An 18,926-nucleotide genomic window follows, 5' to 3' on the forward strand; every position below is an offset into this window, starting at 1 on the left:
CGCGGCCATCTTTACAACCTGTATGTTTATTTATATCTTAGAGCGTTAATCATCTACCAAATTAATGCTACCTACCTTATCATATGCATTGAGGCATACGCTAAAAGCAATACAATTTAAACTTCAAAGCATAATGAAAAACTAATGCGCGTTTGGCGAGCTTATAAAGCTACTATAAATAAAAACTGCTCGGGCAACAACGAACAACTTCATGGTTTACCTTATTGGAGTAATAAGTTGTTTGCCACCATGATGACTTATTTATTCCCCTTTTTTGTTTTAGCGCTTATACCTGGTGTTTACATGAGTGTTATAAGCGGTTTATATGTACTTGCCGGTTTTGACGTGTTTGTGTTTTTTGCTATAGCCGCTGCAGCTTTAGTCCCCGGTATTAGTATCACAGCGCGCAAATCGTGGCTTATTGGCTTGCTTTACCTGCTGGCTATAGTTTTATTGTTTTATTTAGGATGGTATGGCCCGGGGATGATCTACCTGTTATCGCTCACCATTTTTTGTCTGCTTGTTTTTCATGGCGAACATCCCTTCTGTACCGTTTACATGAATATTGGGATAAGTGTTGTTGTGGCTATTTGCATCCATTTTAACTTGCTTAAAAACGGCATCAGTACACAATACACATTAGGATCGTGGATAGCAGTTTCATCAAACCTTATCATTTTAAGCGCGGTAATAGCTATACTGCTGCCTAAACTATTTAATGGCTTACAACAGAGTAATGATCGCTATGAAATTGTTGCCGATGCTACTAACGATACTATTTGGGATTGGGACCTGATCAATAACACCATCTTATACAACTATGGTATAAACCTCATTTTTGGCTACACCCTTAACACTGTAACCGAGGCGCAAACCTGGTGGATAGATAAACTTCATCCCGACGACAGGGAAACTGTTAACCACCAGCTTAGCTGGGCCTTTGAAAACCATGGTATCCACCTGCAACTCAGCTATCGATTTTTATGTGCCGATGGTACTTACAAACATGTATTTGACCGGGCCATTATTGTACGAAATAATGACGGAAAGCCTATCAGGATGATTGGCGCTATGCAGGATATTACCCGCCAAAAACAAGAGGAGCAATGGCTAAAACTTACCGAATCGGCATTAAAGTATGCTACCGAGGCGGTTGTAATTGTTGAAGCCGGTGCAAGTAATGATCAGCAGCGCAAAATTGTTTATGTAAATGAGGCTTTTACACACATTACCGGTTTTGAGCAAAAAGAGGTGATAGGCTTATCTACCGACTTGCTCTGGGGCTTTAACTATCCCCTGGCAAACCATAGCGAACTATTTAACACATTTGAGCGCAACACATCATTTGAAGTTGAACTGATAAACTATAAAAAAAGCGGAGAAACTTATTGGAGCAGCAAATCGATATCTCCGGTTAAGGATAGCAACGGCCATATAACGCATTGGATCTCGATTGAGCGTGATATTACCCAATTAAAAACATACGTGAGCGCTATCGAAAAGCAAAACATTCAGCTAAAGGAAATAGCCTGGACACAGGCACACATAGTGCGCACCCCCGTAGCGCGCATAATGGGACTGGCCGATTTGTTGGAAAACCAACTTGATGAACAGGAAGAAAATGCTGAACTGGCAAAACTAATAACCGCATCCGCCCAAGAACTCGACCAGGTAATAAGGGAAATCATTCAGAAATCTGAATAGGTGAAAGGTGAAAGGTGAAAGGTGAAAGGTGAAAGGTGAAAGGTGAAAGGTGAAAGGTGAAAGGTGAAATACTTCTGAAGCCATAGGCTTCAGAAGTATTTCACAAAGATATTTACTCTAATAACAACGCGTCGTCATCGTCGGTAAGGTTAAGCTGTATGGTATCATTACCCGCTATACCTTCAATGCTGCCCCTGATATGGGCGGCACTTAATAATACTTTATCCAGTTGTTTTTCGCGGGCCTTCCAGAGTTTTTCCATGGCATCACGTTCGCGCTGGATGGATTGGCGCATGCTCATGTAACCCTCGCGGATGGCTTTCCATTGTTCAGAAAACTCTGTGCTGGTAAGGTAATCATACAACAGATGCATTTTATCGCCTTTATTATCCTGCGATTTGGCCAGGTTTGATAGTTTCATTACCCCATCGCGTAAGATGTAGGATACAGCCTTTACCTCATCAAAACTGCAGATCCACACACCATCGCGTTCGCCAAAGCAATCCATGCCTTTGGGGTAGCATTGGGTAACTATTACGGCTACATCAACACCCATACTACGCATATCCTTTTTCAGCTTTTCGATCCAATCCATCGAGAAGGCATTGGTACGCTTACTTTCGTAAATAATGCGGCCGCATTCCTGCCCAAACTGGTTGCGCACAGTTTGCACACAATCGGCACCGCGTACCCCCTTCCCTACCTCGCTGATCACATCGAAAGGGAAATAGTTGCGTAACAATTCTTCCAAAATAAGTTCCTGGGCTTCGCCTTGTAATTGCATAGAGCCTTGCTCGGCTTTGCGCTTCATCTCATCGGCCAGTTTTTTCTGATCGTCAAGCTGTTTTTCAAGCTCTTTAACTTTTAACTGGTATTCGGTATCTTTTATGCTATGGCGCTCAGCTTCCTGCTTACGGATCTGGTCGGTTAGCTCATTGCGCTGTTCGTGTAACTTACGTTGCATAGCCAATTCCATCTCCTCTTCCTTTTGTTTCAGCTGATTTTCACGCTGCATAAAATCCAGCTCTTTTTGGCGGGATTGCTTTAGTTTCTCTTCGGTTTCGGTAGCAGAATTTTTTAGCAGCACCAACTGGTTTTCAAAATCCTCGCTTATTGTTTTGCGCAGGTTATCTTCAAGTGTTTGCTGTAGCTGTTTTTTCTCATTACTAAGCCTTTGCTCAAAAGCCGCCTGTTGCTGACGCTCTTTGCTTAAAAACTCCTCATCTTTTTTCTTGTATTCCTCTTCCTTTTGGCGGGTGTACTCCATCATTTTAACCCGGAGTTCTTTTTTATACTCCTCGGCCATTACCTCTTCTATCGGAAAACCATAACCACAACTTGGGCACTTAACTTCTGTAGCCATATATTATTAAAAACCGAAAAAATCCGGCTTATCAAAGATAGGAATTTTCGGGTTTAGGGCTTCACTCTGATACAGGTTAACATTATTGTAACAAAATGAAACTATGATGATAACAATTTATTGCAAATGCCGTTTTAAATACCGAAGTTTATAAAATGCAGATATTGAGGATAGGTAAGGTAATGTGGAGCCATGATTATGATCTGGCTACGCTTGGATTGGCTAACGAGGCCGGTGCCCTGTTCGCTTTTACACCGCCTACACATCATTATAACGGCGAGATCATCCTCACCCCTAAAAGCATTGTGCTTGATGGCGATAGCTACGAGCATATCCCCCTAGATAGCTTAGAACAAATATATTTGGGCTTTGATGAGTTTTATAAACGTAGCATGGTACGCAACGCCGGTATGTTTTGGCAGCCGCTAAGGTTGCGCTACCGCATTAAAGATGACCTTATAACGCTTTACTTAATTATTGACCACACCCTGTTTGGTGCCAAAAACCAGTTATGGTTTAATGTACTTAAACAGTTGCTATCAAGATAAATTCACCACTCTTTTCGAGGCCTATTTCCAGGCAATCTTCTTTTAACTTCCTCATTTACTTATTCCTGCACAGGGTAAAAATACCTTATACCGGGTATTTCAGGCTACAAAATAACGCTGCATATTTGGATGTAGCAAATTACTGCTCCCACCACTTATCATTATTATGAAAAAGCTTAGCTTACTAAGGTTGTTTTCGTGCTTGCCTTTAATTGCCATCATCATACCCGATGTTACCGAAGCAATGATCAATCGCGATTTTAAATTGCCTTTTTTCCACATCATAACAGGTGCAGCGCTTATCGCCATGATCATTACCTGCACTTTGATTATCCGTTACTTAAAAAAACAGCAGGTGCAATACCAGCATTCATAAATAAAAGACCATTCCCTACACCCTTTCACTATAAAAACAAAAGCGGTCCGGGTTATCCGGGCCGCTTTATGCTTATATATATTTCCTTAATTATTTGGCTTTGCCAAATTCGCCGTTAGCTTTGATGGCTACTTCGTCGCTTACTACAGCGTTACCGAATTTTGAACCAAAGTTAAAATCAGAACGTTTGATAACACCGGTTAACTGGAAACCAGCATCATCAGCTTTGCTCATTGGGTTTTGGATAGTACCACGGTACCATAAATCAAACGAAGCTGGTTTAGTAACACCGTGTAAAGTTAAGTTACCGGTAAGTTTGTAGTGTTTATCTGATGTTTTAGTGATACCAGTGCTTGTAAAAGTAATGGTTGGGAAAGCAGCTACATCAAAAAAATCAGGGCTTGAAAGGTGTTTGTCGCGGTTATCGTTATCAGTGCTTACAGAAGCAGTTTGAATGCTGATCTGGAATTTAGCATCGCTAAAATCAGGTTTTGCAGCAGTGATGGTTGCATCGTAGTTTTTGAAGATACCGTCAACGTCAGATACCAATAAGTGGGTTACGGTAAATTTAACGTTTGAGTGTGCTTTGTCTACAGTCCAGGTAGTTTGTGCTGATGCTGCTGTGTAAGTAAATGCTGCGGCTAACAGGATAAGAATCTTTTTCATTGTTTTAATTTTTTATTTCTTTTTTGTTTTTGATTTATGGCTCAAAAGTAGATAAATGATCGATACTTCAAAAAAATAAATGTTTAAACATCTACTTTATTAAAATCGGATGACAATATACTACTATTTTACTGGGAATTTTTAAGTCATCAAAAATTTCAACCCTAATTTGAGCAAGGGTTGCACTTGATATGAAAAGAGTTAGCCTGATATGATATTAGTTCATAGAAATATCCGGTTGAAAAACCATGATCACAGCAAGCGCTATTATTAATACAAACGAGATAGTTAAAAGAATATCTACCAGCAACTTTTGGTTTTCGGGTTTCATATTACTATTGTTTAAAACAGTAAAGCCGCAGGTAAGCTAATGAGTTAGTATGTTTTAAAAACGAGAGGTTTTGATGATTATTATCTGAAGTAATAAAAAAGAGCCGGATGTTATTTTTTTAAAACCTAAAACAAACACGCGTGTTATTTTATTATAATTGAGATTTTTTAAATCGAAGTAATTATGTGAGATAGCCGGGTTTAATGCCCGGCTATCTGTTTTTCGGATTACCTCATCTTTTATGAAATTGCCCCGAAAAAAAGTCATCAACCTTTTTATTAAACTCGTCGGCGTGTTCAACCAGGGTACCGTGGCCAGAATCGGGCAGGATCCAGAGATAAGCACCTCTGATATTCTCGGCTATTTGAACGGTATGCGTAGTAACAATCAGATCATGATCGCCCGCAATGATGAGCGAGGGGCATTTTATTGAGCTTAAAGCCGAAAGCTTAATATTGGGCTCTTTATAATCAAGCATAAAAACCTTGCGGTCGTTTTTCTCTTTATCAGTCACGAATTTACTATCCTTCTTATCAGCATACTCCTTCTCCATATCTTTCCATAACGAAGGAATCAGCGCGGTAGAATCAGGCCAGAGGTTAGCTCCCGTTGATGCCAGCGCTTTTACTTTTTCGGGATGGCGCATGGCCATAACCAGGGCATTAATGCCACCATCGCTCCAGCCAATTACATAAGCCGAATCGATATGCATAACATCAAGCAACGCCGCAAAATCATCTGCCATCATCTCGAATGTAAGTGAATCTCGCCCATCTGTTGATTTGCCATGCGCGCGGCTATCAACAGCAATCACTTTATATTTTTTGGCAAAGTATGGGATATTTTTTTCGAAGGCATTGATACTCCCCCCATTTCCGTGAATCATTAAAAGGGGCTTACCTGTGCCATATACCTCGGTATAAAGTTTTACGCCGCGCACATTATAATATTTACCTGCCGCGGGGTTATCACCATAAATTATCCCTTTTTGTTGGCTGCAGGCTACTAATGCCTGGCATATCAGCATCAATAAAAACATTCTTTTCAGCATCATAATTGGCTTGGATTTTAAGTTTTTTAAATATACACAGATAATGTGAACACCGTAAAACTCCCCTGTTTATACATTCATTTTTAAACATCACTGTAAATCAAACATGTAGTATATTTGCGCGCTTAAATAAAAACACTTTTAAACTATCTGCGTAAAACAATATCATAACTATAACTATTATAGAATGAATTGTTTATAAAACCGCATACAAAATTATTCGATGCCTGCTACCCACCTTAAAAACAATAAGATACCCTTACTACTTTGTTTTTCTATCTGCCTGCTTACCAACGCGTATTGTTTTGCGCAACAAAATAGTTCAACTTCAAACCATTTCAGGTTTAAAACCGTGATCATTGATGCCGGGCATGGTGGTAAAGATCCGGGATCGCATGGGGCGTATTCTAAAGAAAAAAATGTATCCCTCAGCATTGCCAAAAGGCTGCGCGATGCTATAAACGATGAGCTGGGCAATGTTAAGGTAGTGATGACCCGCAGCACAGATGTTTTTGTTGAATTACATAAACGCGCCGATATTGCTAATGATAACCATGGCAACCTGTTTATCTCCATTCACTGTAACTCATCACCTCAACATAAAGGTACATCGCGCGGAACGTTACTTTTAGTGTACGGTTTTCACCGCAGCCAGGAGCAGCGCGAGGCTTTGCGCGAAAACGCTTCGATATTTATTGAAAAGGACTACAAGGAAAAATATAACGGCTATGGCGATGATGCAGCCCTGAACACTATAGTACTAAACGCCTTTCAGCAAAAATACCGCAAGCAAAGTATCCAGTTTGGCGATCTGGTTGACTACCAGTTTCGTAAAGCTAACGGCCGCCATAGCCTTGGCGTGAAAGAACAGGGTGTGCTTGTACTTGCCCAAAGCGGCATGCCCGCTGTTTTGGTTGAAACGGGTTTTATCAACAACCCGGCCGATGAAGAGTACCTAAACTCGGCCAGCGGTCAAAATGAAATTGTACGATCAATTATTAACGCGCTTAAGCAATACAAAAACAATTTGGAGGGCAATTAATCCGCGGTTGGGTCGGGCTTTTAATATCTCGTATTATTATAGCTATTAAAAAAGGTATTAATCAAGCAAAAGATTGAACGACAGCCTATTTATTAAATTGTACTTATTGTGTTATTTATTTTATAAAAGGCTTAAATAAAACTTCAATAACGTCAAACTATCGTTCATATTACCTGATTTCCATCGAATAAAAATTTATTTTTTATTTATCATTTAAAACAGATTTTGACAAAATATGCTTTGTGTTTTGCCGTTTCAAGGGCTCAACAAAACCAAAACACAAATGAAAAAAATCCTTGTTTTAATCCCTGCATTTTTATTGGCTTATCAAATTTCAAAAGCCCAAACCGAAAAAGGCTCTCAAACGTTGGGCCTCAATCTTCAATTTTCGCATCAGCAATCAACAACAGCCGGTGCGGCGCCAGGGCTTAGTTCGTATGACATTAATACGAAATCAACCAATTATTCCTTTGGCCCTGTGTACAGTTATTTTATTGCAGATAAGCTGGACATTGGAATAAGCCCATATTTTGCCTATAACAAATTTGACACCAAGTACACAACTCCAGAGCTTACTGGCAATAACCAGATTATGAAACAATATGGTGCAAATATTTTTTTAAGAAAGTATTTTATGTTTGCCGATAAACTGGGCCTGCGCGCCGGACCTTATTTAGGCTATTTCCGCTATCATAATCAAATAATAAATGAGGGAATTCAGCCAAGTGGCCCAGCCAACTCAAATAATTATTTAGCAGGAGCCAATGCCGATCTTGTTTTTTACCCTACCAAAAAACTTGGTTTCTCTGCTTCACTTGCTAATGTTAATTATCAACACTCTGTACAAAAAGATGGTTCGACAAAATCAGGTGATGGAGATAATTTCAACGCAAGTTTCGTTAACAACGGTTTAGCGATTTCTGTTTTCTATGTATTTGGAGGTAAGTAAATAGCATTAAATTAAGGCAGAAGCAATCTTCTGCCTTAATTATTTATTTAACCCGGTGTATGATAAAACCGTTATGCACCGTTTCCATCCCTATTTTAGGATAATATTCCATTGCTGCAGGTGCCGAAAGTAGTAGTAGCATGGTTTCATCGCCTATAGCATCTTTGGTTAACTGAACCAATTTTTTGCCTACCCCCTCTTTTTGATAATCTTTAGTAACAGCCAGATCCGAAAGGTAGCAGCTGTAGCAATAATCAGTAAGGGCGCGGGATACGCCTACCAGTTTTTCGCCGTCCCAGGCGGTTACTACCAGGTTTGAATTTTGATACATTTTAGCAATGCGTTCCGCATCATGCGTTGGCCGTTTTAAACCGGCCGAATCATATAGTTCAATAATTTGTTGTGCCGATGGTATGGTGCCGGTTTGGTAAGTTATATTCATGTTGTGTTGATTGATCTATCGTCAAAAATAGTTTAGGGCGATATTTTTGATATGCTCCAGAATTAAAAAAGTGGATAGTCCAAAGGCTCTGCAATTTAAAGTACGCATCTTTTACAAACAATCCTATTTATAAACTTGTACCTTTATAAGTAAACCAATCATAATCAAACATTTTACCATCCCAACTATGGCACCTGTACAAAAAACATCGCGCAGAGATTTTATCCGTAATGCATCATTAGGTATTGGGGCGCTGGCGCTAAGCCCCGCGCTCGCGCAACTGGCAGCGGCAAAACCGGCCAAAAAATTGGGCATAGCGTTAGTTGGCCTGGGGTACTATTCTGGCGGGCAGCTTGCGCCGGCTTTGCAGCAAACTAAAAATTGCTACCTGGCAGGTATTGTAACCGGCACACCTGCAAAAGCCGCAGATTGGGCTAAAAAATATAACATCCCCGAAAAAAACATCTATAACTATCAAAATTTTGATGAGATAGCTAAAAATCCGGATATCGATATTGTGTACGTGGTACTGCCTGTGAGCATGCATAAAGAATACACCATAAGGGCAGCACAAGCCGGCAAACATGTGATATGCGAAAAACCGATGGCTTTAAATGCTGAGGACTGCAAGGCCATGATAGCTGCCTGCAAAAAGGCCAACCGGTTATTATCTATAGGTTACCGGCTGCATTTCGAACCGCATACCATCGAATTGATGCGCCTTGGTCAAAAGCAAGTTTACGGCAAGGTAAAAAGCATTGATACCGGTAATGGCTTTACCTACGGCGGCGACCCTAACGCCTGGCGATTAAAAAAAGCACTGGCTGGTGGCGGCGGATTGATGGATATGGGGATCTACTCCATCCAGGGATCGAGATATACGCTGGGGCAAGAACCAATAGCCGTTAAAGCCACCCAGGAAAAAACCAAACCCGAGTTGTTCAAAGAAGTTGATGAAACTGTTTTTTGGGAACTACAATTTCCCGGACGACAAAAAGTAACAGGCAAATCAAGCTATAACCACGATTGGAGCTATCTTAAAGCCGAAGCAGAAAAAGGAAACTTTGAACTTGGCCCGGCCTTTGGATATGGAGGTATTGATGGGAAAGTAAATGGCACACCCATGCAATTTCCGCAAATAACCCAGCAAGCCGCGCAAATGGATGATTTTGCTTTATGCGTTATACAAAACAAACAAAGCCGCGTACCCGGTGAGGAGGGCTTAAAAGATATGCTTGTTGTTGATGCCATTTATCGTAGCCTTGACAGCGGTAAATGGGAAAAGATAGGCTGATAGGTTCAATCAAAAAGCCGCTTATACAAGCAGCTTTTTGATTACCATTTTTTAAATATCACAAACACCGCCAGTACTATCAAACCAAAACCTACCAGGTGGTTCCAGCCCAGCTTTTCGTTTTTAAAAAGTACGGTGGTAAATATCATAAAAACGGTTAGCGTAATAGCTTCCTGAATAGTTTTAAGCTCAACAAGCGAGAATGGGCCGCCGTTTTCTTTAAAGCCGCCCTCGTTGGCCGGCACCTGGAACAGGTATTCAAAAAATGCCAGTCCCCAGCTAATGAGTATAATAGCTATGAGGCTAAGGTTGCGCCCCCAATCATATTCTTTAAACTTAAGATGGCCATACCATGCAAAAGTCATGAAGGTATTGGATATAAACAGGAAACCGATAGTGCGTAAACCTCTCATTAAAAGCGTTATTGCTATTTGCCAAAATCAGCAAATCACGATAAAAAACGCAGTCGCCCTTATTTTGTTCGGATGTGGAGCAATTAAAACTTAAATACAAACTGCGCCCCCAACGAATACGATTTATAAACCGTTACATCATTAACATCATGATAACCGCTCGGCGTGAAGAAATTATACTTACCCTCAAGGCTCAGCCCTACGCTGCTACTTAACGGAAATATTATACCAACTTTAGGTGCAAGGTAAAGTGTTTGTACGCTTGCACTGCTTCCCCCTGCTTCGTTCCCATCAGCATCATAAGCCCACGCGTTCTGATGAATGTAATAAGCACCTGCATTAGCACCTGCAAACACCCTGAAATTATCAGAAACATCAAAATTGTAAACCTCGCTGGCATAAAGGGAATAAACCGAAAACTTGGAAAGCCTGTATGAGCCTAATAGGTTATCGTCATCGTCAGTTATCGCTATCAAAGCATCTTTAGGTTGATAGGCATGATAGCCCAAACTAACAGATGTTGTCCAGTTATCCATAAAATGATAAACACTGAGATTAAAGTTTGGGGCAGCTTTGTAAAAATCCTGAATGCTACCACGGGGCACATCATACGCCGCGCCAACGCCTATAGCCCAACCATCGGTAAAGTTAACAGCGCCACTACCGCCACCGCCATAAGTTAAAGCCCTGTTTGATCTGTGCTGCGCTATAGCCGTATCAAAACAGCACATTACAATAATTATTAAAAGAAGAGCGCGAAAAAGTTTGGATTTTTTAAAGATATAGGGATACACCTTGCCTTTATAGTTTAAGTAATTGTGATTAGGGTTCATTTACCCGTAAAAATATAAAAAAAACAACACAAGCAAGTGTGTAAAGTAATTTCCGTTTCCAATAGCAGCAACAAAAAACCCGGCTCTTAACCGGGCAGTAGGTTACGGGGTACTAAACTATTATATAGGTTTATAAGTAATATCCGGGTTTTAAAATAAACGAGTGGTAATAGTTAAATGCCAGATGTGTTATTTAATTTATTGAGATAAGCTATGCGCAAAGTGCAAGCCGCTATGCAAACAAGTAAAAAGCATTCAATATAAATATGAACTGTGGGTATTACATGATATGACCCTATTAAAGCGGTAGAAACATCCGGAAGTAACAATCCAAACAAAGGAAAAGCGGCAAATATTCTGAAAACTATTAATTTCTCCATACTATTAGCGGTTAGGCACCGCAATATACAACTTTCAGGAATAAAAAGATAGATTTTATTTATAAAGCAATAAAAACTATCAAAAAAGTTAATAATTATGTTTGAAAACAGCTTGCAGTGAAGCCTTATCCTGCTAACCGGATAATTACGAAAGCTTACAATATTCTTCGATAGAACGGCCTATCTCCTGGAGCGGAATAAGATGATCGCCGAAACGATGTTCAACTATTTCCCAATAACCTTTAGTTAATCGGGTAATGGTATAAAACGATGCATAGTTAATTACACTAAATGTACTTTGGTTAACCGAGGGGATAACTTTATATGATCGTTTGTCAACTTGCAGTACAAAAGGTTCCATAACGCTGTTTACACAAAACTATCATGTATAACACAGATGTGCAAGCGTAATTTAACCCGTATTTTAACCCATTAAATTGCGTAGAAATACGCTGTTAAAAAGGCATTGCCCTTACCAGTTCAAGCACGTTTTGTTGTATGGCCGGGTCGTTTTCAATGATCTGTTCCAGCTCAACATCGTTTGATACATAAACTATTATGAAATTTTTATCCTGGTTCCAGAAGCTGCCGCTCATTACTACTTTACCATTATTTTTAAGGTTTTCATAATAATTGGCCCTTTGCGATAAACATTGGTGCGACTGCACGGTATTGCTATTTTCTTCAAAAAACAGCATCACATGATGCGGATCTTTATAAGCTGATGCGTGTACCATAGGTTTTATGTTTGTTTTTATAGTTAAATTTAATTTTTAGATAAACAGGTAACCTCCGTAAGGATATTACCAGGTGCGGTAAAATAAAAACCGAAGCCGCCGCGTAAGCTACCGGGAGCCTGCCCGGCTGCAAAACCACCGGCATTAAGGCGTTCGTAAACCTCGGTTACCGCGTTATGCGTATCAACCAAAAAGCCGATGTGAAACGCGCCGGGGTAAACATTATTTCCATCACGATTAAAAGTGTCGGCCATCAATACCAAAATAAAGCCATCTGCCCCTTCCAGTATGGCCATCATATTATTGCCTTTAACATCAATGGTTTTAAAATTGAAGTAAAGCTCAAAAAAAGCAGCGCTCGCACCTACATCGGTAACGGTTAAATTAATATGGTTAAGTTTTACGGTTGTGGTAGACATAATTTATGGCTTTAAGGCTTTTAATACCAATTTCAATGTTTTATCCATCAGCTTATCATCCAACGTAAAGCTGCTGTTTATATAGCTGTTGCCCTGCATATGGAATTTTATAAGCTGATACAAAGGGGCATAAGCAACCGACCAGTAAACTTCAAAAGGCAAGGGAACAAGCTGGCCTTTTTCTTCGGCATTGCGCATAAATTGCCCAAGTATGGCACCGAAATTATTAGTGAGCATCTGGCTTACCTTTTCATAAAAATTGGTGTAGCGCATTATCTCAATAAATTCCATATCGAGCGGGTGCTGCAGAAAGTAGTTGAGCCGGTTATCCCATTGCACTTTAAGGCCCTCGGCAAAATCCATTTGGGGCGAAAAGTTTTGAAGGCTAAAACCCATCATTTTATCTGCCACATCAATACAAAGCCGGGTGATCAGCTCCTCCTTATCCTTGTAATAGATATAAATGGTAGCAGGTGATACACCGGCAGCTTTGGCCAATTTATTAATGCCAAAGCCATCCAGGCCTTCCTTTACTATCATCTCTATCCCCTTTTGGCGGATCTGTTGTTCTTTATATTCGTCGCGTGGTCGCATATTGGCAACAAATATAAGTGAGCGTTCGTTTATTTAAAAACACAAATTGATTTGCTTTATCAATTTACGGTCAAAAAAATCAGGCTATGAGTTTGAAATAGGTAGCAATTATTACGCTGATCAAAACGATGAGCAATGTCCACACGCCGCGGTTTGATCCTTTCACAGCAGTACGATACTTAAGGATACTGAAAAAGCTATAAATAAGGCCGGTTACAGAAACAGCGGCACACACGCTTACAGCTATTTTATTATCAAGTACATAAACGCCTAATAACGGCATTGCTATAGCAATTGAAACAAGGAGACCATATTTTTCATACAAGCTGGTCTTTACGTTTAATGTGATAGGTTTTATTACAGTTAAAAGCTCCTCTACTTTTTGATAGTTTTCAATTTGTTTTGGGATACTTATTTTTTCGAAGGGATTATTACTGATCCCTTTAATTATAAAATTGCCGTTGGTTTTCTTTTCGATGGAGGTAATTTGATCCGCAGAAATATACAGATCATTTAACTTATCCTGTATCCTCTTAATACCCTGTTCGCTTATGATAATCATGTAACTCTCGTACAACTTTTTCCGTTTTTTTAATCCTCTGAATATTGAAAATGCAAACAGCGCTATCATAAAAACTATATATATGCTCCAGATCATCAAATCGCTTTTGGTGATATCCTGTAACATATAAAACGAAATCACTATTAACAAAACGGCTACTAAAGATGTCGACCTAATAATTGCTTTTTTTTGTAATGCAGGGTATTGAAGAATGTCGAGTTTAAATTGTAATGACTCCATTGATGTTGTATAAGATCTGAGGTTTTTCTGTCGACCAAAATAACTAAAAATCTATGTGAACAGCTAAAACAATTATTGGTAATAAACAGCTATTTTAACCACATGAACATTATTAAATCATTTGCAGTTTTTATCCTGGCGGGGCTTTGCGAAATTGGCGGCGGGTATTTGATCTGGCTTTGGCTAAAATCAGATAAACCGTTATGGTATAGCATAGCCGGAGGCATTATACTGACACTGTATGGCGTTGTTGCTACCTGGCAAAGCGCGGGTTTTGGCCGGGTTTACGCCGCCTACGGCGGCATTTTCATATTTATGGCTTTGGTTTGGGCCTGGAAAGTTGACGGTTTTAAACCCGACAAGTACGATGTTATAGGTGCTATTATAGCAATGATAGGTGCGTGCATCATTATTTTTACCCCCAGAGGCAAATAGCGCAATCTTCTTCCGTCTTAATTACTATTCCTGTCAGTAATATAATTTGCATCAATTCTACATCTTCTTAATCCATATTATAAAAAATTTTTTTTCGAACAAACAATTTTTCCAACCCTTTGTTCAGGCTTTGCTTTAACTAAAACTTTAAACACTGCGGGAATAACCTAAAACCTATTGTAAATTTCGGTGTTGTGCATTTAGTTTTAAATTTTATTTAAATTATAAAGAAATAAACAGTATCTTAGTATTATCATACTAAATGTTAATAATTATGGAAAAATTAATAATATTGAGAATGTTCTTTTGCTTCCCACTTTTTGGGCTCATCCTTCCGGATGCAGGTGTATTATTATCAAATAATGCCGGGCGTGTACCTGTAAGTCACATGATAATTGAGCTGGTTTTAATAGTTTGTATCTCGTTTTGCACTGCCGCTATTTTCTATAATAAAAGGCGCAATCAAAGTGCAAGCGATGGCACCAACGAAGCATCATTTTCGTGATCGTTATTTGATTTTTAAGACAAGCATATTTAGCTCCAATAATTGATAACGCTAAATATACTTGCCTTTTCTGTGGCTTCTACACCCCAACTATCCCCATCTTTCCAGGTATTCCTTATCTGTTTAAGTAGCTTTTACCGCGGTACGTTGTTTGCTATATCAATATTGGTTTTTTTGTTGATATTTGGTAAACCACTATTGGGTTCATGAAAAAAATTCTGCTTTTACTTTTCTTACCGCTGTATTCCTTTGCCCAAACGGCAGGCAGCTATATTCAAAATGGCAACGCGAAAGCTAATGCCCGCGACTATAAAGGCGCCATACAAGATTTTAGCCAGGCCATTGAGTTAAATAATAAAAATGCCGAGGCGTTTTATTACCGGGCAAATGCCTATGGCAATATCAAAGATTACAAAGCTGCCATTGCCGATTACAACCGGGCATTAGCCCTTAAACCCGATCTGGCGAACGCTTACCTTTATAAAGCAAATGCCGAAGCCGCTGTACAAGATTTTCAAACAGCAATTAAAGATTTTGACCACGCTATTGCCATCGGCCCAAAAACAGCCGATATGTACCATTACAGGGGCAATGCAAAAAGCAATATGAACGATTACGCCGGTGCCATAGCCGACTTTACTACCGCTCTGCAATTTACCCCCAATGATGCCGACCTATATAAATACCGCGGGCTTGCAAAAAACAATAAAGGCGATTTTAAAGAGGCCATTGCCGATTATAATGCAGCTATAAAATTAAGCCCCCGCAGCGCCGAAATTTATCAGTACATGGCAGGCACCAAGGCCAACATAAATGATTACAACGGCGCTATTGCCGATTACAATGCTTCAGTTGCCCTTAACCCTAATAATGCTGAGGCTTATTTTTACAAGGCGAACATAAAGGCCAAACTAAATGATTATAAAGGGGCCGTTGAAGATTATAAAAAAGCCGCAGCAATTAACCCCAATATTAAAAACCTTTTACTGTATATGGCCAACGCGCAAAACAGCATGGGCGATAGTAAAGGGGCGCTGGATTATTTTAACAAAACCATTGGTCAGTTCCCTAACAACGCCAACCTGTACGTTTACCGGGGCATTATAAAAAGCGACCAAAAAGATAACCAGGGAGCACTTGATGATTTTAATAAAGCTATAGCGCTTGGAGATAAAAACGGAGATACCTACCAAAGTCGCTCATTTTCGAAACTGGTTTTAGGCGATAATATGGGCGCCAAACTTGATGCCGATACAGCTATCCAACTAAACCCAAACAGCATAAGCGCATATATCAGCCTCAGCAAGGCAAAAATGGCAATGAAAGATACCGCCGGTGTAATTGCCGATCTGACCAAAGCCATTTCTCTAAACAGTAAAAGCGACGAGGCTTACCTGGCCCGTGGCGATGCCTACCGCGACCTTGGCGTGCCAACCGCAGCTATGAATGATTACAGCAAAGCTATCGCTATTAATCCTGCTTATACTTATGCCTTTCTGAACCGCGCTATCGAAAAAAATAAAATGGGCGATTACGTCGGTGCAGTGAAAGACCTTGAGAAACTAATAAGCCTCTCCCCTCAGCAACAAACAGGATATTTACGCTTAGGGAAGATCAATAACTTTTATAAATACACCAATAATGGCGTTCAGTTATTTACAACTGCTATAGCCTTAAATCCGGCCAATGCCAACTTTTACCTTCACCGTGGCGAAGCGCGCGCAGCAGCAGGAGATACAAAGGGCGCGTTGGTTGATTACAACACTGGAGCCACTAAAGATCCTAAAAACATTACTATACTTTTAAAACGCGCCATTGCGAAAACTACTATCGATGATAATAATGGAGCAATACTGGACCTGACCACAGCGCTTAAACTTGATTCCCTTTCAGATTCTACAGCCGTAGTTTGGCAAACCAGGGGTTTTGTAAAAGCGAAGCTTAAGGATTACAAAGGAGCGCTTACTGATCTTGACCACGCGGTTTCCATTTACTCAACCGATGAAACATTTTTAATAAGAGGAGACGTTAAGCTGGCCACAAAAGATTACGCCGGCGCGGCCGACGATTATCATAATGCCACTTACATGAATGATAAAAATGTAAAAGCATACGCACACAGCGGCATTGCAAAAGGCAATCTTAATGATGCCCAGGGCGTAAAAGATGATTTTGCAGCAGCGCTAAAACTCGAGCCGAATAATGCCGATATATTAGTTGACCGGGCCGTAGCAAAAATCAACCTTAAAGATCCTAACGGCGCTATTATCGACTGCAATACCGCTATTAGTATTGATTTAAAAAACAGCAGGGCTTATTTACAGCGAGGAATAGCGAAAGCTATTATTAACGATAAAACCGGCGGATGTGCGGATATGAATAAAGCATTGGCCATGGGATTAAAAGAGGCCGCGGAATCAATTAATAAGTATTGCAAATAAAACCTTTTGCCAACAGATTGCGTAATAGATAAATAACTATTAACTGATCGAATAAAAAACACTAAGCCCCGCAAGGGGCTTTTACATTTGGGCTAAAATTAACTGGCCTTACTTTCGGCTAAGGGCAGCTGCTCGCGCAACTCTTTAAGCTCAATTTCATAAGCGCGCATACGGGCCTGTAAAATATCAACTTCGGTACGCATCATTTGGATCTCGGTGATCAGCTTGGCCGACTCAGGTTTGTTGATCATTTTTTCGCCAGTACCAAGTATAAGCCACTCGGGCGAGTATTTAAGTTGAAAACAAAGTTTACGGATCAGGTAATAGCTTATATCCTGCTTTTTGTTGATCACTTTGCTAATAAAGCCCTGGTCAACACCAATAGCCCCTGCAAGCCCCAACTGACCGCCGTGTTCTTTCACAACAACCTTTAACCGTTTTATAATAGCTTCGTCAGACATATGTGACTGCAATAATAATCATTTTGTTTATCCACGCAATACATATTTATTTTATTGACAACCCCTTAAAAACAAAAAAGGTCAAATGCCCCAACAGCAAATGACCTAAAGTAAAACTAACCAACAAAAACTATATACAATTAATAAACTCGTGTGTTAATTACCTCGCTCCTGCTTTTTCAAGCAAATCGCTCAGTTTGTTATTATACGCCTGCAGGCTGATATGACCATTGTTATAATCATATGTTATTTGCCGCAGTTGCAATTCAATTTCACGTTTAACGTTTGCAGGCACATCCGTGTTATGGGTGCTTGCCGTTAGTACGGTATTTATTTCGCTAAGCTTTTGCCCCATCCTTTGCATCATTAGCAAAGGCTGCACATCATTTGTACTTTTAAGTAAAGTATTAACCCGTTTGCGTTGTTGTTTATCAAATTGTAAAATAAGAAACACTAACGCCGACCCTCCTACTAAAAAAATATAAAAATAGCTCATATAAAATACTCTATATCAAACACTCATTACACATTTTAATACGATAACGGGAATTATAAGGTTGCACAATAATTTAAACTTTTTTCAAAATATTTATTTAAACGAAAAACATTTTATAGCAATAATCAGGCGCACAAGTTTTTAAATACGTTAAAAAAGCCCACATTTGCATACTGTGCTTTTCCTAAACAGAAAAGCGTAAATATTTGTTAACAGCACTATGAAACCCGGCGACAAAGTAATTTGCATCAACGATAAGATAGATCCCGAAAAGATGGAGGAAATACGTCGCGATTTCGAGATCTGGATAACTAAAGATAAAGAATACACTATCCGCGAGATACTTGACAACAACGGCATAGTAACCGGTGTGCTGTTAGAAGAGGTGCATAACTTCCCAAAATTTTTCAAACTCATCAATCGCTTCCAGGAACCGGCCTTCGCGCAATGGCGTTTCCGCAAACTCAACTACGCCACTCAACCAGCCGAAGAATTGAACGAGGTTGAAGAGCTTGTTGAGCATGGTGTAAAAGAACGTGAACAGGTTAAGGTTAAATAATAGCGTTTACCGAAGCTTGCACAAATCACTTTTTTCAATTCATTAAACAGTACCTCTCGCCCGCAACTTGTTATTGATTAGTTAT

23 protein-coding genes are annotated in these 18,926 nt (G+C 39.7%); 10 read left to right on the forward strand and 13 right to left on the reverse strand.

From position 1 onward, the window contains the following. Positions 1 to 144: 144 nt before the first annotated feature. On the forward strand, positions 145 to 1,704 hold the full coding sequence (locus tag AAFN85_RS29105) for a PAS domain-containing protein (protein ID WP_347531489.1): 1,560 nt from the start codon (positions 145 to 147) through the stop codon (positions 1,702 to 1,704). Positions 1,705 to 1,816: 112 nt separating this feature from the next. On the opposite strand, the gene AAFN85_RS29110 is transcribed toward AAFN85_RS29105, so the two are convergent. Beyond that, positions 1,817 to 3,067: a DUF2130 domain-containing protein gene (locus AAFN85_RS29110; RefSeq protein ID WP_347531490.1), complete on the reverse strand. Its 1,251-nt coding sequence runs from the start codon at positions 3,065 to 3,067 to the stop codon at positions 1,817 to 1,819. Positions 3,068 to 3,222: 155 nt separating this feature from the next. On the opposite strand from AAFN85_RS29110, the gene AAFN85_RS29115 reads away from it, so the two are divergent. Both AAFN85_RS29115 and AAFN85_RS29120 read left to right on the forward strand, forming a co-directional pair. Next, complete coding sequence (locus AAFN85_RS29115; RefSeq protein ID WP_347531491.1) at positions 3,223 to 3,615, forward strand: hypothetical protein; 393 nt, start codon at positions 3,223 to 3,225, stop codon at positions 3,613 to 3,615. 166 nt (positions 3,616 to 3,781) lie between these two features. Continuing rightward, positions 3,782 to 3,991 carry a hypothetical protein gene (locus tag AAFN85_RS29120; RefSeq protein WP_347531492.1) on the forward strand — a complete coding sequence of 70 codons (210 nt, stop codon included), beginning with the start codon at positions 3,782 to 3,784 and terminating at the stop codon, positions 3,989 to 3,991. A gap of 90 nt (positions 3,992 to 4,081) precedes the next feature. Here the strand turns inward: AAFN85_RS29120 and AAFN85_RS29125 are convergent, their stop codons facing one another. Both AAFN85_RS29125 and AAFN85_RS29130 read right to left on the reverse strand, forming a co-directional pair. Further along, positions 4,082 to 4,657 carry a YceI family protein gene (locus AAFN85_RS29125; protein WP_347531493.1) on the reverse strand — a complete coding sequence of 192 codons (576 nt, stop codon included), beginning with the start codon at positions 4,655 to 4,657 and terminating at the stop codon, positions 4,082 to 4,084. Positions 4,658 to 5,220: 563 nt separating this feature from the next. Then, on the reverse strand, positions 5,221 to 6,042 hold the full coding sequence (locus tag AAFN85_RS29130) for an alpha/beta hydrolase (protein WP_347531494.1): 822 nt from the start codon (positions 6,040 to 6,042) through the stop codon (positions 5,221 to 5,223). A gap of 220 nt (positions 6,043 to 6,262) precedes the next feature. Between AAFN85_RS29130 and AAFN85_RS29135 the strand changes: the two genes are divergently transcribed. Together AAFN85_RS29135 and AAFN85_RS29140 are read left to right on the forward strand one after the other, a co-directional pair. Next, positions 6,263 to 7,081: an N-acetylmuramoyl-L-alanine amidase gene (locus AAFN85_RS29135; protein WP_347531495.1), complete on the forward strand. Its 819-nt coding sequence runs from the start codon at positions 6,263 to 6,265 to the stop codon at positions 7,079 to 7,081. Positions 7,082 to 7,364: 283 nt separating this feature from the next. Further along, a complete protein-coding gene (locus tag AAFN85_RS29140) occupies positions 7,365 to 8,030 on the forward strand; it encodes a hypothetical protein (protein ID WP_347531496.1) in 666 nt (221 codons plus the stop codon). Between the two features lie 43 nt (positions 8,031 to 8,073). Here AAFN85_RS29140 and AAFN85_RS29145 read toward each other — a convergent pair whose 3' ends face one another. Next, complete coding sequence (locus AAFN85_RS29145) at positions 8,074 to 8,472, reverse strand: GNAT family N-acetyltransferase (RefSeq protein ID WP_347531497.1); 399 nt, start codon at positions 8,470 to 8,472, stop codon at positions 8,074 to 8,076. 187 nt (positions 8,473 to 8,659) lie between these two features. On the opposite strand from AAFN85_RS29145, the gene AAFN85_RS29150 reads away from it, so the two are divergent. Next, positions 8,660 to 9,766 (forward strand): Gfo/Idh/MocA family oxidoreductase, encoded by a 1,107-nt coding sequence (locus AAFN85_RS29150; protein ID WP_347531498.1) that lies wholly within the window; start codon positions 8,660 to 8,662, stop codon positions 9,764 to 9,766. Between the two features lie 41 nt (positions 9,767 to 9,807). On the opposite strand, the gene AAFN85_RS29155 is transcribed toward AAFN85_RS29150, so the two are convergent. From AAFN85_RS29155 to AAFN85_RS29185, 7 genes are all read right to left on the reverse strand, one after another. Next, the gene (locus AAFN85_RS29155) at positions 9,808 to 10,179 is read right to left on the reverse strand and encodes a DMT family protein (protein WP_347531499.1); all 372 of its coding nucleotides are present in this window, start codon (positions 10,177 to 10,179) and stop codon (positions 9,808 to 9,810) included. Between the two features lie 83 nt (positions 10,180 to 10,262). Beyond that, positions 10,263 to 10,910: a hypothetical protein gene (locus tag AAFN85_RS29160; protein WP_347531500.1), complete on the reverse strand. Its 648-nt coding sequence runs from the start codon at positions 10,908 to 10,910 to the stop codon at positions 10,263 to 10,265. A 627-nt stretch (positions 10,911 to 11,537) separates the two neighbouring features. After that, complete coding sequence (locus tag AAFN85_RS29165) at positions 11,538 to 11,753, reverse strand: hypothetical protein (protein ID WP_347531501.1); 216 nt, start codon at positions 11,751 to 11,753, stop codon at positions 11,538 to 11,540. Between the two features lie 94 nt (positions 11,754 to 11,847). Next, positions 11,848 to 12,129 carry a YciI family protein gene (locus AAFN85_RS29170; RefSeq protein WP_347531502.1) on the reverse strand — a complete coding sequence of 94 codons (282 nt, stop codon included), beginning with the start codon at positions 12,127 to 12,129 and terminating at the stop codon, positions 11,848 to 11,850. Positions 12,130 to 12,158: 29 nt separating this feature from the next. After that, a complete protein-coding gene (locus AAFN85_RS29175) occupies positions 12,159 to 12,548 on the reverse strand; it encodes a VOC family protein (RefSeq protein WP_347531503.1) in 390 nt (129 codons plus the stop codon). Positions 12,549 to 12,551: 3 nt separating this feature from the next. Further along, positions 12,552 to 13,142, reverse strand: a complete 591-nt coding sequence (locus AAFN85_RS29180) for a TetR/AcrR family transcriptional regulator (RefSeq protein ID WP_347531504.1) — start codon at positions 13,140 to 13,142, stop codon at positions 12,552 to 12,554. A gap of 79 nt (positions 13,143 to 13,221) precedes the next feature. After that, a complete protein-coding gene (locus AAFN85_RS29185; RefSeq protein WP_347531505.1) occupies positions 13,222 to 13,944 on the reverse strand; it encodes a hypothetical protein in 723 nt (240 codons plus the stop codon). A 102-nt stretch (positions 13,945 to 14,046) separates the two neighbouring features. On the opposite strand from AAFN85_RS29185, the gene AAFN85_RS29190 reads away from it, so the two are divergent. The 3 genes from AAFN85_RS29190 to AAFN85_RS29200 all read left to right on the forward strand — a co-directional run bounded on the left by AAFN85_RS29190 (position 14,047) and on the right by AAFN85_RS29200 (position 17,325). Next, positions 14,047 to 14,379 (forward strand): YnfA family protein, encoded by a 333-nt coding sequence (locus tag AAFN85_RS29190; protein ID WP_347531506.1) that lies wholly within the window; start codon positions 14,047 to 14,049, stop codon positions 14,377 to 14,379. A 274-nt stretch (positions 14,380 to 14,653) separates the two neighbouring features. Next, positions 14,654 to 14,884 carry a hypothetical protein gene (locus AAFN85_RS29195; RefSeq protein WP_347531507.1) on the forward strand — a complete coding sequence of 77 codons (231 nt, stop codon included), beginning with the start codon at positions 14,654 to 14,656 and terminating at the stop codon, positions 14,882 to 14,884. A 206-nt stretch (positions 14,885 to 15,090) separates the two neighbouring features. Next, positions 15,091 to 17,325, forward strand: coding sequence for a tetratricopeptide repeat protein (locus tag AAFN85_RS29200; protein ID WP_347531508.1), 2,235 nt, complete (start codon positions 15,091 to 15,093; stop codon positions 17,323 to 17,325). Between the two features lie 98 nt (positions 17,326 to 17,423). On the opposite strand, the gene AAFN85_RS29205 is transcribed toward AAFN85_RS29200, so the two are convergent. Both AAFN85_RS29205 and AAFN85_RS29210 read right to left on the reverse strand, forming a co-directional pair. Continuing rightward, on the reverse strand, positions 17,424 to 17,786 hold the full coding sequence (locus AAFN85_RS29205) for a hypothetical protein (RefSeq protein WP_347531509.1): 363 nt from the start codon (positions 17,784 to 17,786) through the stop codon (positions 17,424 to 17,426). A gap of 160 nt (positions 17,787 to 17,946) precedes the next feature. Beyond that, positions 17,947 to 18,282 (reverse strand): hypothetical protein, encoded by a 336-nt coding sequence (locus AAFN85_RS29210; RefSeq protein ID WP_347531510.1) that lies wholly within the window; start codon positions 18,280 to 18,282, stop codon positions 17,947 to 17,949. Between the two features lie 220 nt (positions 18,283 to 18,502). Here AAFN85_RS29210 and AAFN85_RS29215 point away from each other — a divergent pair, with 220 nt between their 5' ends. Then, the gene (locus AAFN85_RS29215; RefSeq protein ID WP_347531511.1) at positions 18,503 to 18,841 is read left to right on the forward strand and encodes a hypothetical protein; all 339 of its coding nucleotides are present in this window, start codon (positions 18,503 to 18,505) and stop codon (positions 18,839 to 18,841) included. Positions 18,842 to 18,926: the final 85 nt, after the last annotated feature.

The sequence above is a fragment of the Mucilaginibacter sp. CAU 1740 genome, assembly GCF_039839285.1.
GTDB lineage: Bacteria > Bacteroidota > Bacteroidia > Sphingobacteriales > Sphingobacteriaceae > Mucilaginibacter.